The organism is Slackia piriformis YIT 12062 (assembly GCF_000296445.1).
Lineage (GTDB): Bacteria > Actinomycetota > Coriobacteriia > Coriobacteriales > Eggerthellaceae > Slackia > Slackia piriformis.
The window spans coordinates 286,774-306,112 of sequence record NZ_JH815199.1 but is presented as its reverse complement, the minus strand read 5'-3'; the positions used below and the strand labels follow the sequence as shown (position 1 = coordinate 306,112).

The 19,339-nt window shown below is 55.8% G+C and carries 16 protein-coding genes, 3 tRNA genes, 1 rRNA gene and 1 pseudogene; 8 read left to right on the top strand and 13 right to left on the bottom strand.

The genetic code is table 11. The features are described 5' to 3' along the window. From HMPREF9451_RS09270 to HMPREF9451_RS09260, 3 genes and pseudogenes are all read right to left on the bottom strand, one after another. Positions 1–82: ribosomal RNA gene (locus tag HMPREF9451_RS09270) — 16S ribosomal RNA — on the bottom strand; the annotation flags it as partial. Between the two features lie 435 nt (positions 83–517). Beyond that, entirely contained in the window at positions 518–1,495 is a 978-nt protein-coding gene (locus tag HMPREF9451_RS09265; protein ID WP_009140030.1) for a C-terminal binding protein, read from the bottom strand. Positions 1,496–1,565: 70 nt separating this feature from the next. After that, positions 1,566–1,936, bottom strand: a pseudogene (locus HMPREF9451_RS09260) (RidA family protein). A gap of 211 nt (positions 1,937–2,147) precedes the next feature. Here HMPREF9451_RS09260 and HMPREF9451_RS09255 point away from each other — a divergent pair. The 5 genes from HMPREF9451_RS09255 (at position 2,148) to HMPREF9451_RS09235 (ending at position 7,395) form a co-directional block, all read left to right on the top strand. Continuing rightward, on the top strand, positions 2,148–3,830 hold the full coding sequence (locus HMPREF9451_RS09255) for a 2-isopropylmalate synthase (RefSeq protein ID WP_009140029.1): 1,683 nt from the start codon (positions 2,148–2,150) through the stop codon (positions 3,828–3,830). A gap of 51 nt (positions 3,831–3,881) precedes the next feature. Next, positions 3,882–5,141, top strand: a complete 1,260-nt coding sequence (gene leuC / locus HMPREF9451_RS09250; protein WP_009140028.1) for a 3-isopropylmalate dehydratase large subunit — start codon at positions 3,882–3,884, stop codon at positions 5,139–5,141. A gap of 54 nt (positions 5,142–5,195) precedes the next feature. Next, positions 5,196–5,693 (top strand): 3-isopropylmalate dehydratase small subunit, encoded by a 498-nt coding sequence (locus HMPREF9451_RS09245; protein ID WP_009140027.1) that lies wholly within the window; start codon positions 5,196–5,198, stop codon positions 5,691–5,693. A gap of 51 nt (positions 5,694–5,744) precedes the next feature. Continuing rightward, positions 5,745–6,851 carry a 3-isopropylmalate dehydrogenase gene (gene leuB / locus HMPREF9451_RS09240; protein WP_009140026.1) on the top strand — a complete coding sequence of 369 codons (1,107 nt, stop codon included), beginning with the start codon at positions 5,745–5,747 and terminating at the stop codon, positions 6,849–6,851. A 73-nt stretch (positions 6,852–6,924) separates the two neighbouring features. Next, entirely contained in the window at positions 6,925–7,395 is a 471-nt protein-coding gene (locus HMPREF9451_RS09235) for a universal stress protein (RefSeq protein ID WP_009140025.1), read from the top strand. Between the two features lie 4 nt (positions 7,396–7,399). Here the strand turns inward: HMPREF9451_RS09235 and HMPREF9451_RS09230 are convergent, their stop codons facing one another. Next, positions 7,400–8,314: an AEC family transporter gene (locus HMPREF9451_RS09230; protein WP_009140024.1), complete on the bottom strand. Its 915-nt coding sequence runs from the start codon at positions 8,312–8,314 to the stop codon at positions 7,400–7,402. A 307-nt stretch (positions 8,315–8,621) separates the two neighbouring features. Between HMPREF9451_RS09230 and HMPREF9451_RS09225 the strand changes: the two genes are divergently transcribed. Next, a complete protein-coding gene (locus HMPREF9451_RS09225; protein ID WP_009140023.1) occupies positions 8,622–9,134 on the top strand; it encodes a CarD family transcriptional regulator in 513 nt (170 codons plus the stop codon). Positions 9,135–9,273: 139 nt separating this feature from the next. On the opposite strand, the gene HMPREF9451_RS09220 is transcribed toward HMPREF9451_RS09225, so the two are convergent. The 6 genes from HMPREF9451_RS09220 to HMPREF9451_RS09195 form a co-directional block, all read right to left on the bottom strand. Then, positions 9,274–9,349 (bottom strand) — tRNA-Thr (locus tag HMPREF9451_RS09220). Between the two features lie 105 nt (positions 9,350–9,454). Beyond that, positions 9,455–9,528: transfer RNA gene (locus HMPREF9451_RS09215), tRNA-Gln, on the bottom strand. Between the two features lie 53 nt (positions 9,529–9,581). Further along, a tRNA-Lys gene (locus HMPREF9451_RS09210) sits at positions 9,582–9,657 on the bottom strand. A gap of 183 nt (positions 9,658–9,840) precedes the next feature. Beyond that, the gene (gene argH / locus HMPREF9451_RS09205; protein ID WP_009140022.1) at positions 9,841–11,244 is read right to left on the bottom strand and encodes an argininosuccinate lyase; all 1,404 of its coding nucleotides are present in this window, start codon (positions 11,242–11,244) and stop codon (positions 9,841–9,843) included. 105 nt (positions 11,245–11,349) lie between these two features. Next, the gene (locus HMPREF9451_RS09200) at positions 11,350–12,627 is read right to left on the bottom strand and encodes an argininosuccinate synthase (RefSeq protein WP_009140021.1); all 1,278 of its coding nucleotides are present in this window, start codon (positions 12,625–12,627) and stop codon (positions 11,350–11,352) included. A gap of 437 nt (positions 12,628–13,064) precedes the next feature. Next, entirely contained in the window at positions 13,065–13,739 is a 675-nt protein-coding gene (locus tag HMPREF9451_RS09195) for a flavin reductase (RefSeq protein ID WP_009140020.1), read from the bottom strand. Positions 13,740–13,906: 167 nt separating this feature from the next. On the opposite strand from HMPREF9451_RS09195, the gene HMPREF9451_RS09185 reads away from it, so the two are divergent. Next, complete coding sequence (locus HMPREF9451_RS09185; RefSeq protein ID WP_009140019.1) at positions 13,907–15,208, top strand: serine hydrolase; 1,302 nt, start codon at positions 13,907–13,909, stop codon at positions 15,206–15,208. 137 nt (positions 15,209–15,345) lie between these two features. On the opposite strand, the gene HMPREF9451_RS09180 is transcribed toward HMPREF9451_RS09185, so the two are convergent. The 3 genes from HMPREF9451_RS09180 to HMPREF9451_RS09170 form a co-directional block, all read right to left on the bottom strand. Continuing rightward, positions 15,346–16,353: a dipeptidase gene (locus HMPREF9451_RS09180; RefSeq protein ID WP_232204119.1), complete on the bottom strand. Its 1,008-nt coding sequence runs from the start codon at positions 16,351–16,353 to the stop codon at positions 15,346–15,348. A 176-nt stretch (positions 16,354–16,529) separates the two neighbouring features. Then, entirely contained in the window at positions 16,530–17,453 is a 924-nt protein-coding gene (locus HMPREF9451_RS09175; protein ID WP_009140017.1) for a branched-chain amino acid transaminase, read from the bottom strand. Positions 17,454–17,664: 211 nt separating this feature from the next. Further along, positions 17,665–18,378 carry an aspartate/glutamate racemase family protein gene (locus HMPREF9451_RS09170; protein WP_009140016.1) on the bottom strand — a complete coding sequence of 238 codons (714 nt, stop codon included), beginning with the start codon at positions 18,376–18,378 and terminating at the stop codon, positions 17,665–17,667. Positions 18,379–18,580: 202 nt separating this feature from the next. Between HMPREF9451_RS09170 and HMPREF9451_RS09165 the strand changes: the two genes are divergently transcribed. Further along, positions 18,581–19,339 carry a sulfite exporter TauE/SafE family protein gene (locus HMPREF9451_RS09165; protein ID WP_009140015.1) on the top strand — a complete coding sequence of 253 codons (759 nt, stop codon included), beginning with the start codon at positions 18,581–18,583 and terminating at the stop codon, positions 19,337–19,339.

Below are 19,339 nucleotides of genomic sequence, written 5' to 3'. Positions count from 1 at the left end.
GAAGGCGCCTTAACCGTTCGACTTGCATGTGTTAGGCACGCCGCCAGCGTTCATCCTGAGCCAGGATCAAACTCTCCGTTCGAAAAGCGCCCCCGGGGGGGCGTCGTGTTCTGTGAGATCGTCCCGGTCCGTTTATTGTCTATCCTTCATCGGAATCGACCCCCTCCGAGGAGGGGTGTATGGCTGTTCCTAATTCCTGTTCCACAGTATCCGGTTTTCAAGGTCCCCGCCCTCCCTTCGGAGGGCTGCCGCGTCAAGCGGCGAGGAATTATATTACTCCTGCCACCTCTATGAGTCAAGAACTAATTTTAAAATTTTTAGTTCTTTCCTCCGAGCTTTATGAGATTCACTCCTCATTCGGCCCGTTCGCGGAATTGATACTTTACTCTTGCCTCACCAAGGTTGCAAGAAACGGTTCAAGAGAACACATTCCCTCTAAACTTACCTCTAGATAGCTAGTTTCTTAGATAATGTATTTACTAAATATTTATGAGAGCACTTAGACGCATGCTCGACATTATGCGCTGTTGGTCTCGAGTGTCTTTGGATTAAGGCAATCGCGAGGAGCGTTCCCCTTCAATACGTCTATGGCAGCTCGACAAGCCCTTGTCCTCAGCTCTACTCCGCTTTCTTCGGACCAATACGCCGCATGAGGAGTGAGCACGGTGCGGGGAGCCTTCAGAAGCGGGTCGTCGCGTTCGATCGGTTCTGTCTCGAAAACATCTATCCCCGCTCCCCACAGCCTTCCCTCCTCAAGAGCCCTTGCAAGCGCGGCGGTGTCTATGACGGCGCCGCGCGATGTATTCACAATCACGGTTTCCGGGCGCATGAGAGAAATGAGCCGTTCGTCTACGAGATGCCTGGTCTCTTCCGTTAATGCGGCATGAAGACTTATAACGTCGCAGGTCCGAGCAAGTTCATCGAGTTCGACAACACGATATCCCCCACGTGACCGCGAACCTGCCGGCAAAGAGCGCGACCAGCACACAACCTCGAAGCCCAAGCCCGCCGCCTTGCGCGCAACGGCAGAACCGATAGACCCCATGCCTATTACACCGAAAACGCGGCCCTTGCACTGTCCAAGCGGGCGCGTGGATTCGTACCCCCACTGGCCTTTTCGCATAGCGGCATCCTGCTCGTTGATGCGGCGGAGGCACGCGAGCGCAAGCGCTATCGCGTGATCGCTCACGACCTCCGTTCCGTATCCGGGAACATTGCATACGGCCACCCCGTGCTTCGTCGCCGAAGATACATCGATTTCGTCGTAGCCCGTTCCCGTCCTGCTAATAACCTTGAGACGCGGAGAGAGCGCCTTGATGACTTCGTCGGTGAATTCCCCGTATGAGGAGATAACGCCGTCGACATCGTGCACGTGTTCAAGAATGTACTCGGGGCTTTTCCCGTCGAAACGTTGTATGGCAATTCCCTCTTTGCGACACAATCCCTCTTCAAGTGCGCAATCGGGAAAATCGAATCCTACAATGGCTATCTTCATGCACCGCCCCTCCTCAACTGCATTTTCGAGCATTGACATGTATCGGCGCATTCGCCGACGCGTATCTTATCTACTCGCCGACCTTGGCAATGAATTCAACCTCTACGAGAGCCCCTTTGGGAAGCCTCTCCACGGCAACAGCCGACCGAGCGGGCAGATGATCTTCGAAAGAACGCGCGTACACCTTATTGAACGCCGCGAAATCGTCCATGTCGTCAAGAAAACACGTCGTTTTGACAACCTGATTCCTGCGGACTCGAGAATCGCTCCCATATTCCGCATGACCTGCTCCGATTGTTCCTCCACTGTCTTCCCAACAAGCTCTCCCGTTTGCGGATCGAGGGCGATCTGGCCCGATGCAAACAAAAATCCTCCCGCAACGACACCCTGTACGTAAGGGCCTATTGCCGCAGGCGCTTTTTTCGTTGCAATCGTCTTCATGAATACCCCTTCCGACCGAAGCCTGCGGCAATCGCGCTCGCATGCGCTATGCGGTTTCCGTCATACGTCTTTTTCAGCCGCTCATCGACTTAAACAGCTATACTACTTTACTACACTAAATTGATAAAGCATTCGACCGAGGAAGAAAAGCGTTTAACCGAAAGCGCTCGTCACACGCCCGCTTGCGGAAACACGCCAGAAAGGTAGCACCATGAATGCAGGAATGCCCCACCACGCCAACTATACGCGCGGATACTTCATGCCCCCCGAACCTTGCTTCGACTGGGTGAAAAAAGACTACATCGACCATGCTCCGAACTGGTGCAGCGTCGATTTGCGCGACGGCAATCAGGCCCTGGTCGTTCCTATGAGCCTGGACGAGAAAATCGACTTCTTCAGAATGCTCGTTTCAATCGGCTTCAAGGAGATAGAAATAGGCTTTCCTGCGGCAAGCGAAACGGAGTTCGAGCTAGCGAGAACCCTCATCGAGCAAGACATGATTCCCGAAGATGTCACCATTCAGGTGCTCACGCAGGCGCGCGAACATATCATCAAGAAGACCTTCGAAGCTCTCGAGGGCTGTAAAACGCCCGTAATTGTCCACGTGTACAACTCGACGAGCGTTGCCCAGCGCGAACAGGTCTTTCACAAAGATAAGGAGCAAATCAAGCACATCGCTGTAACGGGGGCGAAGCTTTTGAAGGAACTGACCGAATCCGCGGGGCACGATAATTATCGCTTCGAATACAGCCCTGAAAGCTTCACGGGAACCGAGCCGGAATACGCCCTGGAGGTTTGCAATGCGGTACTTGACGTCTGGAAGCCAACTCCCGAACGCAAGGCCATCATAAATCTTCCCGTAACCGTGGAAATGAGCCTGCCCCATGTCTACGCAAGTCAAGTTGAATACATAAGCAAGAATCTAACGTATCGCGACGCCGTGGAGGTAAGCCTGCATCCCCATAACGACCGGGGAACGGGCGTGGCGTGTGCCGAGCTGGGCGTTTTGGCAGGCGCGGACCGCATTGAAGGCACCCTCTTCGGCAATGGAGAAAGAACGGGAAACGTCGACCTTGTCACTCTTGCCATGAACCTTTTCTCCCATGGCGTAGATCCCAAGCTTGACTTTTCCGACCTCCCCTCTGTCGTGGAGCTGTTCGAACGTGTCACGCGCATGGAGGTAAACCCGCGCTCCCCCTACTCCGGCCAGCTCGTATTCGCCGCCTTTTCGGGCAGCCATCAAGACGCGATTGCAAAAGGACTCAAATATCGCGAAGAGGAAAACCCCGGGTATTGGTCTACGCCCTATCTCCCCATCGATCCCGCCGATGTGGGGCGCTGCTACGAAAACGACGTCATCCGCATTAACAGCCAAAGCGGCAAAGGCGGCATAGGCTACATTCTGGAGAAGAACTACGGCTACGTTCTTCCCCCGAAGCTGCGAGAAGAGCTCAGCTACGCCAGCAAGGATGCTTCAGACCACGCCCACAAGGAACTCTCGCCCGCAGAGGTCAACGATATATTCCACGAAACGTTCGTCAATAACGCAACGACCCTGAAGCTGCTCGACTTCCACTTCACCCACGATTCCGAAAACAAGGCCTTCAAGGCGTTCCTCACCGTGGAAAGAAGCGGCGAGGAACAAGACGCCGTCGGCAACGGAAACGGACGCCTCGACGCCGTATGCAACGCGCTTTCGAAGCTCAGCATACGGGCGCACATCGCAACCTATAGCGAGCACGCTCTTGAAACAGGGTCCGATAGCCGCGCAGCCGCCTACGTGGGAATAGACGACGAAGACGGTACGATCACCTGGGGCGTTGGCGAACACCACGACATTATCACGGCATCCATTCTCGGGCTCATATCCGCAGTAAACCGGCAGATGAGCTAGGCGCTCACTTGCCGCACGCCTATAAACGATGACAAGAAGGTAGGGACTACCATGGGAATGACCATGACGCAGAAGATTCTTGCCGCACACGCTGGGCTTGAATCGGTGGAAGCAGGGCAGCTCATAGAGGCGGATATCGACCTTGCGCTCGCAAACGACATCACCGGACCGGTCTCCATTCGCGAACTTGAAAAGGCGGGCATGGACCAAGTGTTCGACCGCGAAAAGGTAGCCTTGGTCCTCGACCACTTCGCTCCAAACAAAGATATCAAGAGCGCCGAGCAGTGCAAAGTATGCCGAGAGTTTGCCAAAAAGCACAATATCGTCCACTTCTTCGATGTGGGCAGCATGGGCATCGAACACGCCCTCCTTCCCGAACAAGGAATCGTAGCCGCAGGAGACCTCGTCATCGGAGCCGATAGCCATACGTGCACGTATGGAGCGTTGGGAGCATTCTCCACGGGCGTGGGGTCGACCGACTGTGCAGCAGGCATCGCCACGGGCAAAGCGTGGTTTCGTGTTCCCTCCGCCATTCGCATCGAGCTGACGGGAGAGTTGCAGCCGTGGGTCTGCGGCAAAGACGTCATCTTGCATATCATTGGCACGATAGGGGTCGATGGCGCCCTTTACCAGAGCATGGAGTTTTGCGGAGACGGCGTGAAGTCCCTTTCGATGGACGACCGATTCAGCATCTGCAACATGGCCATCGAGGCAGGGGCAAAAAACGGGATATTCCCCGTTGACGAAAAAACCCGTCTCTACATGAAAGACCGCGTACGACACGCACCCCGAGAATTCGCCGCGGATGACGACGCCTCGTACGAGCGCACGATACGCATAAACCTCCGGGACGTCCCTCCTACCGTTGCCGCGCCTCATCTCCCCGAAAACACCAAGCCTGTCACGGAACTGGCCGGCATCCCCATCCAGCAGAGCGTTATCGGAAGCTGCACGAACGGTCGTATCGAAGACATGCGCATGGCGGCAAGCATCATGCGCGGTCGCCACGTGGCCGACGGCGTGCGCGCCATCGTCATCCCCGCCACGCAGGAAGTGTATCTGCAATGCATCCGCGAGGGGCTGACCGAAGTTTTCATCGAGGCAGGAGCCGTCGTGAGCACGCCAACGTGCGGGCCGTGCCTTGGCGGCCATATGGGCGTGCTTGCCGCAGGGGAGCGAGCCGTGGCCACCACGAATCGCAACTTCGTCGGGCGTATGGGACACACCGATTCCGAGGTGTATCTGGCGAGTCCCGCCGTCGCCGCGGCATCCGCCATCACCGGAGTCATAACCGCCCCTTCGGCGCTTTAACCGCAGCATCGCCCAAAATCTAAAGAAAGGTCCAGCGAAAAGACAGGAGCGACCATGAACCCGACCGTTCGAGGAACAGCGTTCAAATACGGAGACAACGTAGACACCGATGTCATCATTCCTGCGAGATATCTCAATATCGCCGACCCGCAGGAACTAGCGACGCACGCCATGGAAGACATAGACCCTTCCTTCGTGCGCAACGTCAAGCCAGGAGACATCGTAGTGGCCACGAAGAACTTCGGATGCGGCAGCTCCCGCGAGCATGCGCCACGCGTCCTCAAGGACAACGGCGTGGCATGCGTCATCGCCTCGAGCTTCGCACGCATCTTCTACCGAAACGCCATCAATATCGGACTGCCCATTTTGGAATGCGAGCAAGCCGCAAAAGCGATACGCGGCGGCGACGAAGTCACCGTGGACTTCTCCACGGGAACCATCGTTAACGAAACTACGAGCGAAACGTTCGAGGCGCTGCCCTTTCCCGAATTCATCCAGCAGATCGTCGATAACGAAGGGCTTTTGAATAGCCTGAAAGCACGCGGGAAATAAGCTTTCCCGCTTTCGCACGATGTACCATGCCGCCCATGACAGGAGGTCCTTATGAAATACGCCATTGCCGTCTTAAAAGGAGACGGCATCGGACCGGAAATCGTCGCCGAAGCCCAGAAATGCCTTGACGAGGTAGCGAAGCGCTTCGGGCATGAATTCGCCTACCGCGAAGCCTTGGTCGGAGGAGCCGCCATCGACGCATGCGGAACCCCCTTGCCCCAAGAAACCATCGATACCTGCCTCGCATGCGACAGCGTCATCCTCGGCGCCGTAGGCGGCCCGAAATGGGATGGGCTTCCAGCTGAGATGCGCCCCGAAAAAGGGCTGCTCGGCATCAGGAAAGAACTCGGGCTTTTCGTCAATTTGCGACCCGCGAAGCTGCATGCGCCTCTTGCCGACGCCTGCCCCCTCAAGCCCGAACGCATTGCAGACGGCCTTGACCTCGTGGTATGCCGAGAATTAACCGGCGATGTGTATTTCGGCGCGAAACACCGCGACGAAGACGGCACGGGGCACGACGACATGAACTATTCGATAGCGGAAGTCGAGCGAATCGCGCACCGCGCGTTTCGTATGGCCCGTCAACGACAAGGACACGTGACCAGCGTAGATAAGGCAAACGTGCTTGAGACAAGCCGCGTGTGGCGAGAAACGGTGCAGCGCGTTGCGCTCGAATACCCCGACGTTGCCGTTGATTATCTTTACGTGGACAACGCCGCTATGCAGCTCGTGCTCAATCCGGGTCAATTCGACGTCATTTTGACAGGCAACCTTTTCGGAGACATTCTCTCGGACGAAGCAAGCTGCATCACGGGCTCGATCGGCATGTTGCCCTCCGCCTCCCTGGGGGAAACGAACCTGGGCATGTACGAGCCGATTCATGGAAGCGCGCCCGATATTGCCGGGAAAAACAAGGCGAACCCCATCGCCACCGTTCTTTCTACCGCCATGATGCTGCGCTACAGCTTTGGATTGGCCGCAGAGGCCGACGCCCTTGAACGCGCCGTAGAACGCGTGCTTGAAAAGGGATGTCGCACGGGCGATATAGCCAAAGCAGACGAGAGAGTCCTTGGTTGCTCGGACATGGGCGATGCGATTGCCGCAGAGATTCAAGACCTATCCGCAATGCCGTCATTTTCCACGAATTCGAACGCTTAAAAAGAGGTGATTCGCCAGCACTCGTAGTGTTAAAGTTCGAAAGAGATGCGATTTCGAAGAGATAGGAGCTTTCATGAAGTACAAGAACATTCTGGTTCCTTACGATGGGTCGAATCCCTCGAAAAACGCACTGTCCACCGCCCTCGAATACGTCGACCTAGGGGTCGCAGGCAAGGTCACCGCATTTTTCGCCGCGCCCATTCCGCAGTTCGAAACCCAGGATTTCCTCATAGCGGAGCAAATAAGCGGATCGCAGCCCCTCACTCCCGAACAGACGGCCGAAATGCAGCGGCGCTACATCGAATTCCATAGAGAAAAGCTCGCGAAAGACCTGGGCGCCGTCGCCGAAGAGGCGGGCAATGCCCTGGTCATTGCTATCGGCCAGGGCAAACCGAGCAAAGCCATCCTAGAATACGCGCACACCCACCACATTGACCTGATCGTCATGGGGTCGCGAGGGCTGAGCGCCGTTGCCGGTGTGCTCGGCTCGGTCAGCTACGCGGTGCTGCGCAACGCAGAATGCCCCGTAATGATTGAACGCTAGGCGGCTACGATAAAAGCATCGTCGCCGTTGTCATAAGCACAAGAGACACCGCCACCGACAAAGAGATTGCGAACCCCGCCATTTTCGTATCGCCGTCAATCCACATGACATACACCAGGCCTACGGACATGATGGGAGCCAGCATGCACACGATGGTGACAACCTTGACGCTTTCGGCCATCGGAATGAAAACGTACACGATGGCGCAGAAGACAACGGCGACGAAGACGCGCCAGCATAGGCACTGAAGCACTTCTTTCAGGCGCCCTTTATCGATCTTCCACTCCATAGCAAGGCCTATCATGAACATAGCTAGAAAGCTATTTGCGTGCATGAGGGGCTCAAGCAGGACCCCGATTGAAGCAGGCACGCTCAATCCCGCAAGCGACAGCAAAATCAGAACCACGTAACAGTCCAAGGCGGGCGATTTCAGCAACGTTCTCAGAATTGACAGCAAGACGCCTTCCGTGCGTTTTTTCAGGATGAACGCACGAGTCAACGCATAACCTCCGCCTGATACCATGATGCAGTTCCCCAAATCGAACATGCACGCAGCCACGACGCCCGCAGGGCCAAATTGCGCCGAAACGAAGGGAAGGGCGAAGCATCCGACATTGTAGCCATATCCCAAAAGGGTATGGAAGGCGCGCTTTTCAGGGCTTTTCTTCATGGTGTAAAGCACCGTTCCGAAAAAACCCAGCAACGTCGAAGCGAGTCCTATAGCAGAGGCGATAAGAAGAGTTGCGTCGAACTCGAACCCCACGAAAGAATAGATGACCGTTGCCGGAAGCGTTATGTAAAAGAGCATTTTGGATACGACGTTTTTTGTCTCAGACGCTATAAAGCCGCTTTGGGAACAAATAGAACCGATAAGAATGACCAGGACATACGAACCTGTTACGAGCAAAATATCCAGCACAAAAACCTTCTTCCAAAAAGCGTCCGTCTCTAGGCTAGACCTCGGCGCATACGCAAAGAACCCTAGCAGCGCATCTCTACAGAAAATTCCCCTCTGTAAGTTTTGACTAGCCGCCCCTCGCCGAAAAACGCCGCTTGCGACAGAGGAGGCCATCGAGACGCGCTTGCGGCCGTTTGTAGACGTTTTCGCAGGTTGCTGCCCATTTTTGTCAGTATTTCGTGAACAAGCATCAGAAGCGTGCTATATTGATAGAGATTGATGTACTGCCTGTTCAGCGCACATTTTTTATCACAACAAGGAGATGGCTATGTTCCACCAATTCGACAAGGTGGTCTATGCGAACTATGGCGCATGCACCATCACCGAAACCGACGCCCACGTTTCTTTCGGCGGAGGCTCCGAAAAAACCTACTACGTTCTTTCCCCAAGCTCCAAACGCGGCGGAACGGTCTACGTCCCCGTGGACCACGAGGATCTTATGACGCCTGTCATAAACCGCACCGAAGCCCTTTCGCTCATCGAGAGCATCGACCTCATTGCAACCGATGATTTCAACGATGCCAACTCGAAAACGGTGGAGGAGCATTTTAAGAGCCGGCTTCGCCAGTGCGATTGCGCAACCGCCATTTGCGTGCTCAAAACCATGCGCGAACGAATCACGGAACAGAAAAGAAAGAAGCGCTTGCCGTCTTCTATGTACACCCGCCTTTTCGACCAGGCGAATCATCGGGTGCTCAGCGAACTTTCCGCCGCACTTGAAATCGAGGAAGACGAAGTGGTTCAATTCATCGTCGCTCACAACCGCGATGCAAACGCCTAGAAAGGCCGGCTTTACACGATGCATTCGCGACGCAGAAGCCGCAGACAGCACGACGAACGCAGACCCTGCAATCGTCGGCGAAGCCCTTCGCGGCGCCGGAAAAGCAAAGGCCAGCCCTGAGGCTGGCCTGTTTTTGTTCTGGAGCCGATGACCGGACTCGAACCGGTGACCTACGCATTACGAGTGCGTTGCTCTACCAACTGAGCCACATCGGCACGCACTGCGTTATGTAAACGCGAATGAGAATTATAGCGGTTCTCCCCTACTTCGTCTATATAGTAGATTGAAAGTTTTTAGGATTACGAATCAGATCGGACGGATGGCTGGGCCACCAGGACTCGAACCTAGACTAAAGGCACCAAAAACCCTTGTGCTGCCATTACACCATGGCCCAATTCCGTCTTTACAAAAAAGGCGGGCATTGCCCGGCCTTCAATGAATCATGCATGGTGGGCCGTGAGGGAGTCGAACCCGCGGCCTTGGGATTAAAAGTCCCCTGCTCTACCAGCTGAGCTAACGGCCCACGTTCATGACGTGCGACGATGCGCAGATAAGTATTTTAGCTTCGCATAGCCGCGCGGTCAATGCGATTTTGCGGCAATTTTAAGAAGACGGCACTTCGTACTTCATAGGCTCACGCTGAGCGTCTTCTTAAACGCTGCCCCCAGGCATCTCAGAGGCAACGTTCGATTCATTCATAGGCCTTTCAGCTCTTCTCGCTCGCGTATGCCGCTTTCATGGACGCAAGAAACTCATGTGCCTCCTTCATCTGGAGCTTTACTGCGCTATGGCCGGTTCCGCCGTACGTCGTGCGCGCGGCCACAATGGCTTCGGTGTCGAGAGCGGACACAACATCTTTTTCGAAAAGAGGGCAGACGTCGTGCAGCTCTTCGAAAGAAAGCTCTTCGAGCTCCTTCCCGTTTTTTTCGCAATACAGGACGAGATTGCCTACGACTTCGTGAGCCTCGCGGAACGGCATCCCTTTTTTCGCCAGGTAATCGGCGACATCCGTAGCAGCCGTAAAACCCTTCTTCGCAGAAACAAGCATGGCCTCCTCATGAAGCTCCATGGTATCGACCATGCCGGCTACGCAATACATGCAGTCATGCAGCGTCTTGGCGGCGTCAAACGCTCCTTCCTTGCACTCTTGCAAATCTTTGTTGTATGCCAGCGGCAAAGACTTCATGGTCACAAGAAGAGCCACCAGGTCTCCGACGACACGACCCATCTTTCCGCGAGTCAACTCCGCGAAATCGGGATTCTTCTTCTGCGGCATAATCGACGACCCCGTCGAAAACGCATCCGAAAGCGTGATGAATCCGAATTCCGTCGACGACCAGAGTATGATTTCCTCGCACAGACGCGAGAGATGCATCATGGCTACGCTGCAGGCGTATTCCAAATCAAGCAGATAATCACGATCGGAAACCGCATCGAGCGAATTCGGAATGGCGTGGTCGAATCCGAGAAGTTCCGTAGTCATAAAGCGATCAAGAGGATACGTTGTTCCCGCCAGCGCCGCGCTTCCTAGCGGATTCGCATCGGCCGCTTCGTACGCATGCTTCAGACGAACGTAATCGCGCGTGAACATCCAAAAATACGCAAGCATATAATGGCTGAACAAAACCGGCTGTGCATGCTGTAGATGCGTATACCCAGGCATGATGACGCCGAAGGTATCTTCCGCCTTCTTGAGCAGCACCTCGCAAAGGGAGACATTCTGTTCGAGCAAGTCCTCCAAGAGCGCTTTCGCATGAAGACGCAGGTCAACGGCAACTTGGTCATTGCGCGAGCGTCCCGTATGCAGCCGCGCGCCAGGAGTTCCAATCACCCGAGTCAACTCGGCCTCGATTGCCATATGGATGTCTTCGTCGTTGACATCGAATACGAACGAGCCGTCGTCTATGCTTTGCTTTATAGCCTCAAGGCCCTCATGAATAGCATTCGCATCGTCGGTGGAAATAACTCCCTGGGCGGCAAGCATGCTGGCATGGGCCTGCGAACCCGCAATGTCCTGTGCATACATCTCTTTGTCCACAAAGAGCGATGCCCCGAATTCCTGCGTGAATTCGCCCACGCCCCCCTCGAACCTTCCAGACCACAACGCCATGACGCGCACCTTTCCGTTGAATCCGACTTGCCTTGCAACCCGGATGAAAACCCTCCATGCGCCCTTCGAGGGAAAGCCTCGACTCGAAGGGCGCTTCCGTTCTTGCTAAGCGGCGCTGACAGCGTTTGCCTTTTCCTCGAACGCGCTCTGCTCGGCCATCTCTTTGGCTGCAGGACCCTGCTTTGCTGACCATACGGTAGTGGGCAAACCATGGAGCTGGATGAACCCCTTCGCCGCTTCGTGATCGAACGTATCCTGCGCGCCGTAGCTGGCAAGACCGAAATCATAGAGGGAATACGGGCTCTTGCGTCCCACCACCGTGCTCGAGCCCTTATAGAGCTTCACCTTGACCGTTCCCGTCACGCATGCCTGAGTTGATGCGCAAAACGAATCCAAAGCCTCCTTCAGCGGGGAATACCACAGGCCTTCGTACACGGCCGTTGCCCACTTTTGTTCGATGCCAAACTTGTAATGCTGCGTTTCGCGATCGAGGCAAAGCGTCTCGAGCGCCTTGTGCGCATTGATGATGACCTGAGCGGCGGGAACTTCGTAGCACTCGCGCGACTTCACGCCCACGAGACGGTTCTCCACCATGTCAAGCCTTCCGCACCCATGCAGCCCCGCTTTGACGTTGATTGTCTTGATCATGTCAACGAGCCCCATTTCCTCGCCGTTGAGCGAGCAGGGCACACCCGATTCGAATCCTATCTCGAGGTATTCCGGCTGATCGGGAGCAGATTGCGCGTCGGCGGTAAGCGTCCAGATGCCCGCAGGAGGCTCGCACCAGGGATCCTCGAGCACGCCGCATTCGATCGCGCGACCCCAAAGGTTGTCGTCGATGGAATACGGCGACTTTTTCGTGGTGGGCACGGGAACGCCGTGGGCCTTCGCCCACTCCATCTCCTCCTCGCGGCTATGGAGGTTCCATTCGCGCACGGGAGCTATAATTTCGATGCTCGGGTCGAGCGCCTTAATGGACGTTTCGAAACGCACCTGATCGTTGCCTTTGCCCGTGCAGCCGTGGGCAACGTATTTCGCCCCGAATGCATGGGCTACCTCAACCATGTGTTTGGAAAGAAGCGGACGAGACAGCGCGGAAAGAAGCGGATAGGAGTTCTCGTAGAGCCCGTTGGCGGCAATGGCAAGCGTCACGTACTCGTTGGCGTACTCCTCACGCATGTCAACCGCAAAGGAAGCAACCGCGCCCATGTCGATCGCCTTTTGCTTGATAGCCGCAAGGTCGTTTTCGTCCTGACCGACATTGCCGCATACGGCTATGACGTCGAACCCTTTTTCCGCCTGGAGCCATTTCAGACATACCGAGGTGTCAAGGCCGCCTGAATACGCAAGCACTACCTTTTCCTTCGTTGCCGCCTGAGCCATGGTTCTCACCCTCACCTTTCGTTGCGTAAAGCGCATTCGTGCTTTAAGCTCATTGGAATTCGATACAAAGACAAAGAGATACCCGCGGAACACCCGTTGCGCATGTTCCGAATACAAAAACACCCGGCGCGATGCCGGGTGTTTCTTGCGTCCTATGATGTGATGCTACAAGGAAGAACTACCTTGCATGGACCGCAGAAAACACACGCATGCATCGCAGCGCGGTACGTCGGTCCTGGCGTCGGAAAGAAGGCTGTACGTACATAATCGTCATGATTGCTGCCCCTTTCCTGAAAAATGCTCCGAGATAGTCTGATGCTCTACTTTGGTAAAGCGTTGAATGAACTTTACCGAATGCAATTCCATTTTGCAAGAAGAAATTCGAAATTTCTGTTTTACGCATATTTATGCAGAGTAAGCGACCTGGAAGCTATGCTCTAAAGCTCGATTCTCTCAAAAAGCTCCTTGCCCACGCCGCAGACGGGGCAGACGAAATCGTCGGGAAGCTCATCAACGTATTCGATATGCCCGCAAATCGTGCAGCGCCATGCAAACGTGCGAGCAGCGGCACCTTCGCTTTCTTCTTTTTGCTCCTGCGCATTCTCCGGCTGTTCGTAGCTCGATGCCTTAGGTGGCGTTTTCCCGCCTTTGACCTGGTGATAATACGCATACGTCATAGGCTCTTCGGAAGAGAGTACCGCCGATTCCACGACCTCGCCCATGATGTACAGATGCGTTCCCAAATCCATCGTCTGCTTCACCTTGACGCAAAAATGCGCGACGGTGTGCTCAGCCACATACGGCACGCCCGCCTCGTCGACTCGGGTCTCGGTTTCTTGGAATTTATCGGTGTCCACGCTGCTGTGAAATCCGAAACGACCGATGAGCTCCATAGGAGCGTCTTGGGCAAGCACCGACACTTCGAACATGCCCGACGCCGTAATAACGCCCGTCGTGAAATTGTCCTTGTTGATGGCGATGCTCGCCTGGGCGGGACTCGACGTGACCTGAGAGAACGTGTTCACCACGCAGCCGGCCTGCTTTTCGCCATCCTGAGCGGTGACAAGGTACAAACCGTACGACAGGCTTCGGAAAGCTATCTTGTCTATCATCGACCCTCTTTTCCTCGAAGTCGCTTTTTCCGCAGATACTTCATTTTAGCTGAAAAATACATGCATTCCTCCCCCTGCGGCCTTACGCCATGCTACAGTGCGCTGCGCACATAACCTAATACCCATATGGTGATTATCTTGATACGTCATCGTAAGGAGAGGTACGTATGACCAGTTCAAATGATACGAGGAATCCTAAACGCAGCATCGTCGAAGACTCTTTCGAAAAAGAGCTGCGCGAGAAAGCGCGAGAAAGACTTCAAGAAAGGGAGAATGCCCTGCATGGCACGCAGCAGGCGGCTCTGCACCATAACAACAAGACCGTAGCTGAAGGGAAAACAACGCCAAGCGGACGCCACGCTCGCCACGAAGCCCCCTCCGACGCATTCGCCCCGGCACCCTTCCGGAAAGCGCCCCTCTTTTCCGGCAGGCCTCTTCCAGGCGTGCTCCTTGCCGCGCTCGTCATTATCCTTCTTGCGGTCTTTATCTCCGCAGCAGTATCCCGCTGCGACCGTTCAGAGGAAGACGTTGTCTCTGAACCGCAGCAAGTCGCACAAGTCCAACAGGAAGAGCAGCAGACGGAAGCGTCAGAAGAAGTCCAGACCATATCTTTCGACCCTTCGCCGCAAGAACTCGACAGCATCCCCTCTTCTTCCGGCCTTGAAGCTTTCTCCCTCTCGAACGCCTCAACGCCGGAAATCTCGGAAGAGCAGCGCTCCACCATCCAGAAAGCCGTAGACGACGCCACGGAACAAGGCGACGTTGGATTCGTCTTCTACAGCCTGGAAACCGGTCGCGGCATTTCCTACAACGCCGACGCCGTTGTGTACGGCGCCAGCTCGTTTAAGGGTCCCTATGCCCTCTACGTCTGCGAATCGTTGATAGAACCGGGCACGATATCGCTCGATTCCGATTGCGCCGGCACGATGCTCTACGATCCTTCCAGCTACTACAATGGAGGATCATACATAGTTTCCGACCTTATTGACGATGCGATTATCTATTCCGACAACAACGCCTATGGATCGCTGCGCGACTCGTACGACACCATGGGATTCGACAAATGGGTCACTGGCGTCGGGGCGAACGACGCCACCTACCGCGCCGATTCGTGGTATCCGTGGTATTGCGCACGCAGCTCAGCAAAGCTTTGGACCGAGATGTACGACTATCTGGAAAGCGGCACCGAAACCGCGACGTACCTGTCCACGCTGCTCGGCCAAACCGAAACGTCATTCATCCGCGACGCTCTCCAAGGCACAAACGCGCTCGTGAAAGATAAGGCAGGATGGTGCTCCGACTCCGATCCGAACTACAACGGCGTATGCGATGCGGGCATCGTCACCGTCGACGGCCATCCCTTCGTCCTGTCGGTGATGACCGGCATGGCCGATAGCGACGAGAACCGTCTGCTTTTCCAGGAAATAGCCCGCAGCGTCTTCGAAACCAACGAAGCGCTCAGTGCCTAGCAGGCAAAACCAGCAAGCCAAGACGGCCGCAACGAGAAACGGCGCCCTTTGAACTAGACCCCTAATGTGCACATTTGGGGTCTAGTTCACTTCGAGGGGCGCCGTTTTCATGCGAAAGTGTAGACGTTCCTCGAAAACTACCTTTGCTCATTGCGTTCAAAGAACGCGCATGCGTTTTCAAAGCAGATAGCGTCGGCAATATCTTGCCCGAATTCCCGAGAGAGAAGGTCGTAGAGATTACCCACCTTCTCCGCCGGGCAAAGCCATTCGGGAACATCGCAACCATCGTAATCGCTTCCCAGAGCTAGAACATGCTCTCCGCCAAGTTCGAGAAGATGGTCTACGTGACGAAGCACGTCGTCATGCGTCACATAGCCGGCTTCGCTCAGGAAGCGCTTGCAGTAGTTCAGTCCGACCAGGCCGCCGCGCTCGACGATGGCCCTGAATTGATCATCGGTCAGGTTGCGCGGATGCGCGCAGATTTTGCGGGAATTGGAGTGCGACGCGACAAGCGGTCGCTCGGCCGCTTCGAGAACCTCCCAAAAGCTACGGTCGTTGAGATGCGATACGTCAACGACGACACGGCGCTTCTCCATGGTGCGCACGACGTCACGTCCGAAAAACGAAAGTCCGTCAGTCGTCTTGTTGCCGGAAGCGATGGCGTTCTTGTCGTTCCAGGTCAAGGTAATCATTTTCACGCCAAGATCAGCGGCTTCGTAGACTCGGTCGAGCTCCTCGCCTAAAAACGACCCTCCCTCGACCGTAAACATGGCAGCACAACGCCCCTCATCTACGATACGACGAATGTCGCGTGCGTCCATGACCTGCTCGATCAACCCCGCGTGCTGGGCAAGCTGCTCCTTGAAATAGGAATGCACCGTATTGAACACATGCAACGACCCCTGCTCGCCAAGGCCGTCGGGAATGAAGGCGGCGAAGCACTGACACCATGCGTACTGGGCACGCGCCATGCGCGTCAGGTCTATATGCGCGGCATTATCAGCCAGCGAGCTCATACGATGTGCGGGAACGAGAGAGTCTTCGGCCATGAATCCTGCTTCGGGAATGGCGTTGTGAAGCGCCAGCCGATCGAGGGTATCGCAGTGCAAATCGAAGATGCGAGTAGGGTGCGTGATGATTGCCATAATGCGTCCTTCCATGCGAAAGGCCTCGAAACCGAGGCCTTTCAAGCATAACAGCAATGAGACGAAGGACATGCGACCCTCAGAAGGAAGTGGCAAGAACAAGCCGCCATGCGCCGCAGACATGCACGCCAATGCCGCCAAGCGTTGCCGCGCGGCAATGGCGCGTCTTCGGAGCTTTATTTGACTTCGTACAGCCAATCGCTGTATTCGGGAAGCTTGCCCGCCGTCATTTCGAAGAAACGATCCTGAAGAGCCTTGGTGATGGGGCCGCGACCGCCAATCTCGCGGTCGTCAACGGCAGCGACAGGAGTCACTTCCGCGGCCGAACCGGTAAAGAAGACCTCGTCGGCCCCGTAAAGGTCGGCGCGAACAAGGCGTTCCTCGACCACAGGGATATCGAGGTCCATGGCAAGGTTCAAAATGGTGTCGCGCGTGATACCTTCGAGCAAACCTTCAGAGACGGGCGGCGTGGAAAGAACGCCGTCTCGCACGAGGAAGAGATTCTCGCCCGTGCCTTCGCAAACATAGCCGTCTTCATTGAGCATAACAGCCTCGGAATAGCCGTGGGCCTTTGCCTCCAACTTGGCAAGGATGGAGTTCATATACGATGCGGAAGACTTCATTTGGGGCGGGATGGCGTTGTTCGAACGCTGGCGCCACGAAGAAACGCCCACTTTGATGCCCTTCTCCAAAGCGTCCGCGCCAAGGTATGCGCCCCACGGCCAACACGCGATGATGACGTCAACGGGAGCGCCCGTGGGATCGACGCCCATCTGTCCGTATCCACGGTACACCAGAGGACGCACGTAGCAGCTCTTCAGCTCGCACGCTTTGATGAGCTCGAGCGTAGCCGCAACCAGCTCGTCTGCGGTATAAGGAACTTCGGTCATGCAGATTTTCGCAGAGCGGATGAGACGCTCCATGTGGTCCTGAAGACGGAAGACGTAGCTTGCGTCGGTTTCTTCGTTATAGTAGCAACGCATACCTTCGAACACGGCCGACCCGTAATGAAGAGAATGGGTGAGCACGTGGGTGGTGCATTCCGCCCAGGGAACCAGCTCGCCGTTCTTCCAGATATACTTCGCTTCCTCTATTGCCATGATCGATGCTCCTTTCGTGCGCAATGCGCTTTAGTACGATGTAGCACTGGGCATTATACTCCATCACGGTGGAGTATATGGAAGTTTTACCCGCAAGAAATAACGAATGTTCTACAGCGAGGCCTGAAAGGCGCATCCGAAGACAACGAGCCTCCGGCAAGCGTCCTCGACGCGTCAAAAAAGCAGCCGCCTGCAACCACTTTGGCGAAGATTACTTGACGGCGGCACCGCATTCTTCGACGGAACGCAAGGCAAGCACCTCGAGGGCGTCTACGACCATCATGCCGTGCGCTTCCGCCGGAGCGTCGATGACCGAAAGCTCCGTGCAGCCGAGCAGAACGCTGTCGCATCCGCGGCTGCGCAGATGCGCGCACACTTCGTCGAAAGCCTGCATATCGGCAGGAAGGCCTGCTTTGACATCATCGTAGATAATGCTCATGACCTTCGCCTGGTTGTCCTCGTCGGGAAAGACCGGCTGCAACCCCTCGGCCTCAAGCGCCTTCTGGAGCACGCCCGCACGGCCCGTTCCGTCCGTAGCCATAACGCCAACCACCTGTTTGCCCTCGCGGGCCAAATAGCGTGCCGCCTCGAGCGGCATATGGACAACATGGGCGCTAGTAAGGCCTCCGAATGTCTCTTCGCTTCTATAGTGACCCGTGACGCAGGGCATGCAAATGACTTCGCAACCCATGCGCTCCAGCTCGAAAGCAGCTTCTCGCACGGCGGGAATATAGGATTCTTCGCTTTTCCCCAGGATAAAAGCCGTCCTGTCGGGAATCTGGGGGCGATTCAGAATGGTTATATCAAGATGGTCCTGATCGGTTTTCGCATCCGTGTGATCGATGATGCGCATAAAGAGGCTCGCCGTTGCAGCCGGGCCCAATCCGCCTATGATGCCGAGTTTTTTCTTTGCCGTATTGGCCATGATGTTCCTCCTCCGACGCATCGTCTTGCGGCAATGCGCGCATGCTCAAGCCCGGCCTTGCCGTCGACGCTGCAAACTGCAACGCCCACGCCGAAGCGTTGCGGCCCGCAGCCATCGTTGGACATCCGAAGCCGCGCAAGCGCTTAGGTTCGTATTATAATCCCGTGGACTCGCACGCCCGCCACCTCTAGACAAGGTCTCCATGGATCCCATTACGCTCATCATCGTCTGCCCGCTCGTTTTCCTCGCAGGTCTCGTCGATTCCATCGCCGGCGGCGGAGGCCTCATCTCCTTGACTTCGTATCTTATCGCGGGGCTTCCCGCGCATGCCGCCCTCGGAACGAACAAGCTCTCGTCGGCTATCGGGACCATTGTCGCCACGGCACGCATGGCGAAAGGGGGCTACATCAAGCTGCGCCTGGCCGTACCCGCAGCGCTCGGGGCCTTGGCGGGATCGGCTATCGGAGCCAAACTCGCTATGCTCACGCCCGACAACGTCTTCGAGATGCTGCTTATCGTGGCTCTGCCTTTCGTGGCCTTCGCCGTCTTGCGAAAGCGCGCCATAGACATTCCCGACGACGTTTCCATCTCGCCCCGCAAACAATATGCCATCGTTGCCGCCGTCTCCGTTTTGATAGGAGCATATGACGGGTTTTACGGACCGGGAACCGGGACGTTCATGCTCATAGCCTTCACAGCCGCAGCGAAGCTTCCCGTGAAAGAGGCATCGGGCGAGGTAAAGGTTGCCAACCTTGCCTCGAACATCGCCGCACTCATCACGTTCCTCATGCACGGCGTCGTATGGATCGGGCTGGGCTTGACGGCAGCCGTATTCAGCATCGCGGGCAATTATCTTGGCGCAGGAATGGTCATGAAAGACGGAACGAAAATCGTAAGGCCCATCGTCATCGTAGTGCTGGGGCTGCTTTTTGCGAAAGTGCTATTCGACCTGATGGCGTAA

Excerpts from the sequence above, each read along its gene's own strand:
- HMPREF9451_RS09175 (WP_009140017.1), bottom strand. The coding sequence starts at position 17,453 with ATGGCAATAGAGGAAGCGAAGTATATCTGGAAGAACGGCGAGCTGGTT.
- HMPREF9451_RS09165 (WP_009140015.1), top strand. The coding sequence starts at position 18,581 with ATGGATCCCATTACGCTCATCATCGTCTGCCCGCTCGTTTTCCTCGCA.
- HMPREF9451_RS09265 (WP_009140030.1), bottom strand. The coding sequence starts at position 1,495 with ATGAAGATAGCCATTGTAGGATTCGATTTTCCCGATTGCGCACTTGAA.
- argH (WP_009140022.1), bottom strand. The coding sequence starts at position 11,244 with ATGGCGTTGTGGTCTGGAAGGTTCGAGGGGGGCGTGGGCGAATTCACG.
- HMPREF9451_RS09185 (WP_009140019.1), top strand. The coding sequence starts at position 13,907 with ATGACCAGTTCAAATGATACGAGGAATCCTAAACGCAGCATCGTCGAA.
- HMPREF9451_RS09200 (WP_009140021.1), bottom strand. The coding sequence starts at position 12,627 with ATGGCTCAGGCGGCAACGAAGGAAAAGGTAGTGCTTGCGTATTCAGGC.
- leuC (WP_009140028.1), top strand. The coding sequence starts at position 3,882 with ATGGGAATGACCATGACGCAGAAGATTCTTGCCGCACACGCTGGGCTT.
- leuB (WP_009140026.1), top strand. The coding sequence starts at position 5,745 with ATGAAATACGCCATTGCCGTCTTAAAAGGAGACGGCATCGGACCGGAA.
- HMPREF9451_RS09255 (WP_009140029.1), top strand. The coding sequence starts at position 2,148 with ATGAATGCAGGAATGCCCCACCACGCCAACTATACGCGCGGATACTTC.
- HMPREF9451_RS09170 (WP_009140016.1), bottom strand. The coding sequence starts at position 18,378 with ATGGCCAATACGGCAAAGAAAAAACTCGGCATCATAGGCGGATTGGGC.
- HMPREF9451_RS09225 (WP_009140023.1), top strand. The coding sequence starts at position 8,622 with ATGTTCCACCAATTCGACAAGGTGGTCTATGCGAACTATGGCGCATGC.
- HMPREF9451_RS09235 (WP_009140025.1), top strand. The coding sequence starts at position 6,925 with ATGAAGTACAAGAACATTCTGGTTCCTTACGATGGGTCGAATCCCTCG.
- HMPREF9451_RS09195 (WP_009140020.1), bottom strand. The coding sequence starts at position 13,739 with ATGATAGACAAGATAGCTTTCCGAAGCCTGTCGTACGGTTTGTACCTT.
- HMPREF9451_RS09180 (WP_232204119.1), bottom strand. The coding sequence starts at position 16,353 with ATGGCAATCATCACGCACCCTACTCGCATCTTCGATTTGCACTGCGAT.
- HMPREF9451_RS09245 (WP_009140027.1), top strand. The coding sequence starts at position 5,196 with ATGAACCCGACCGTTCGAGGAACAGCGTTCAAATACGGAGACAACGTA.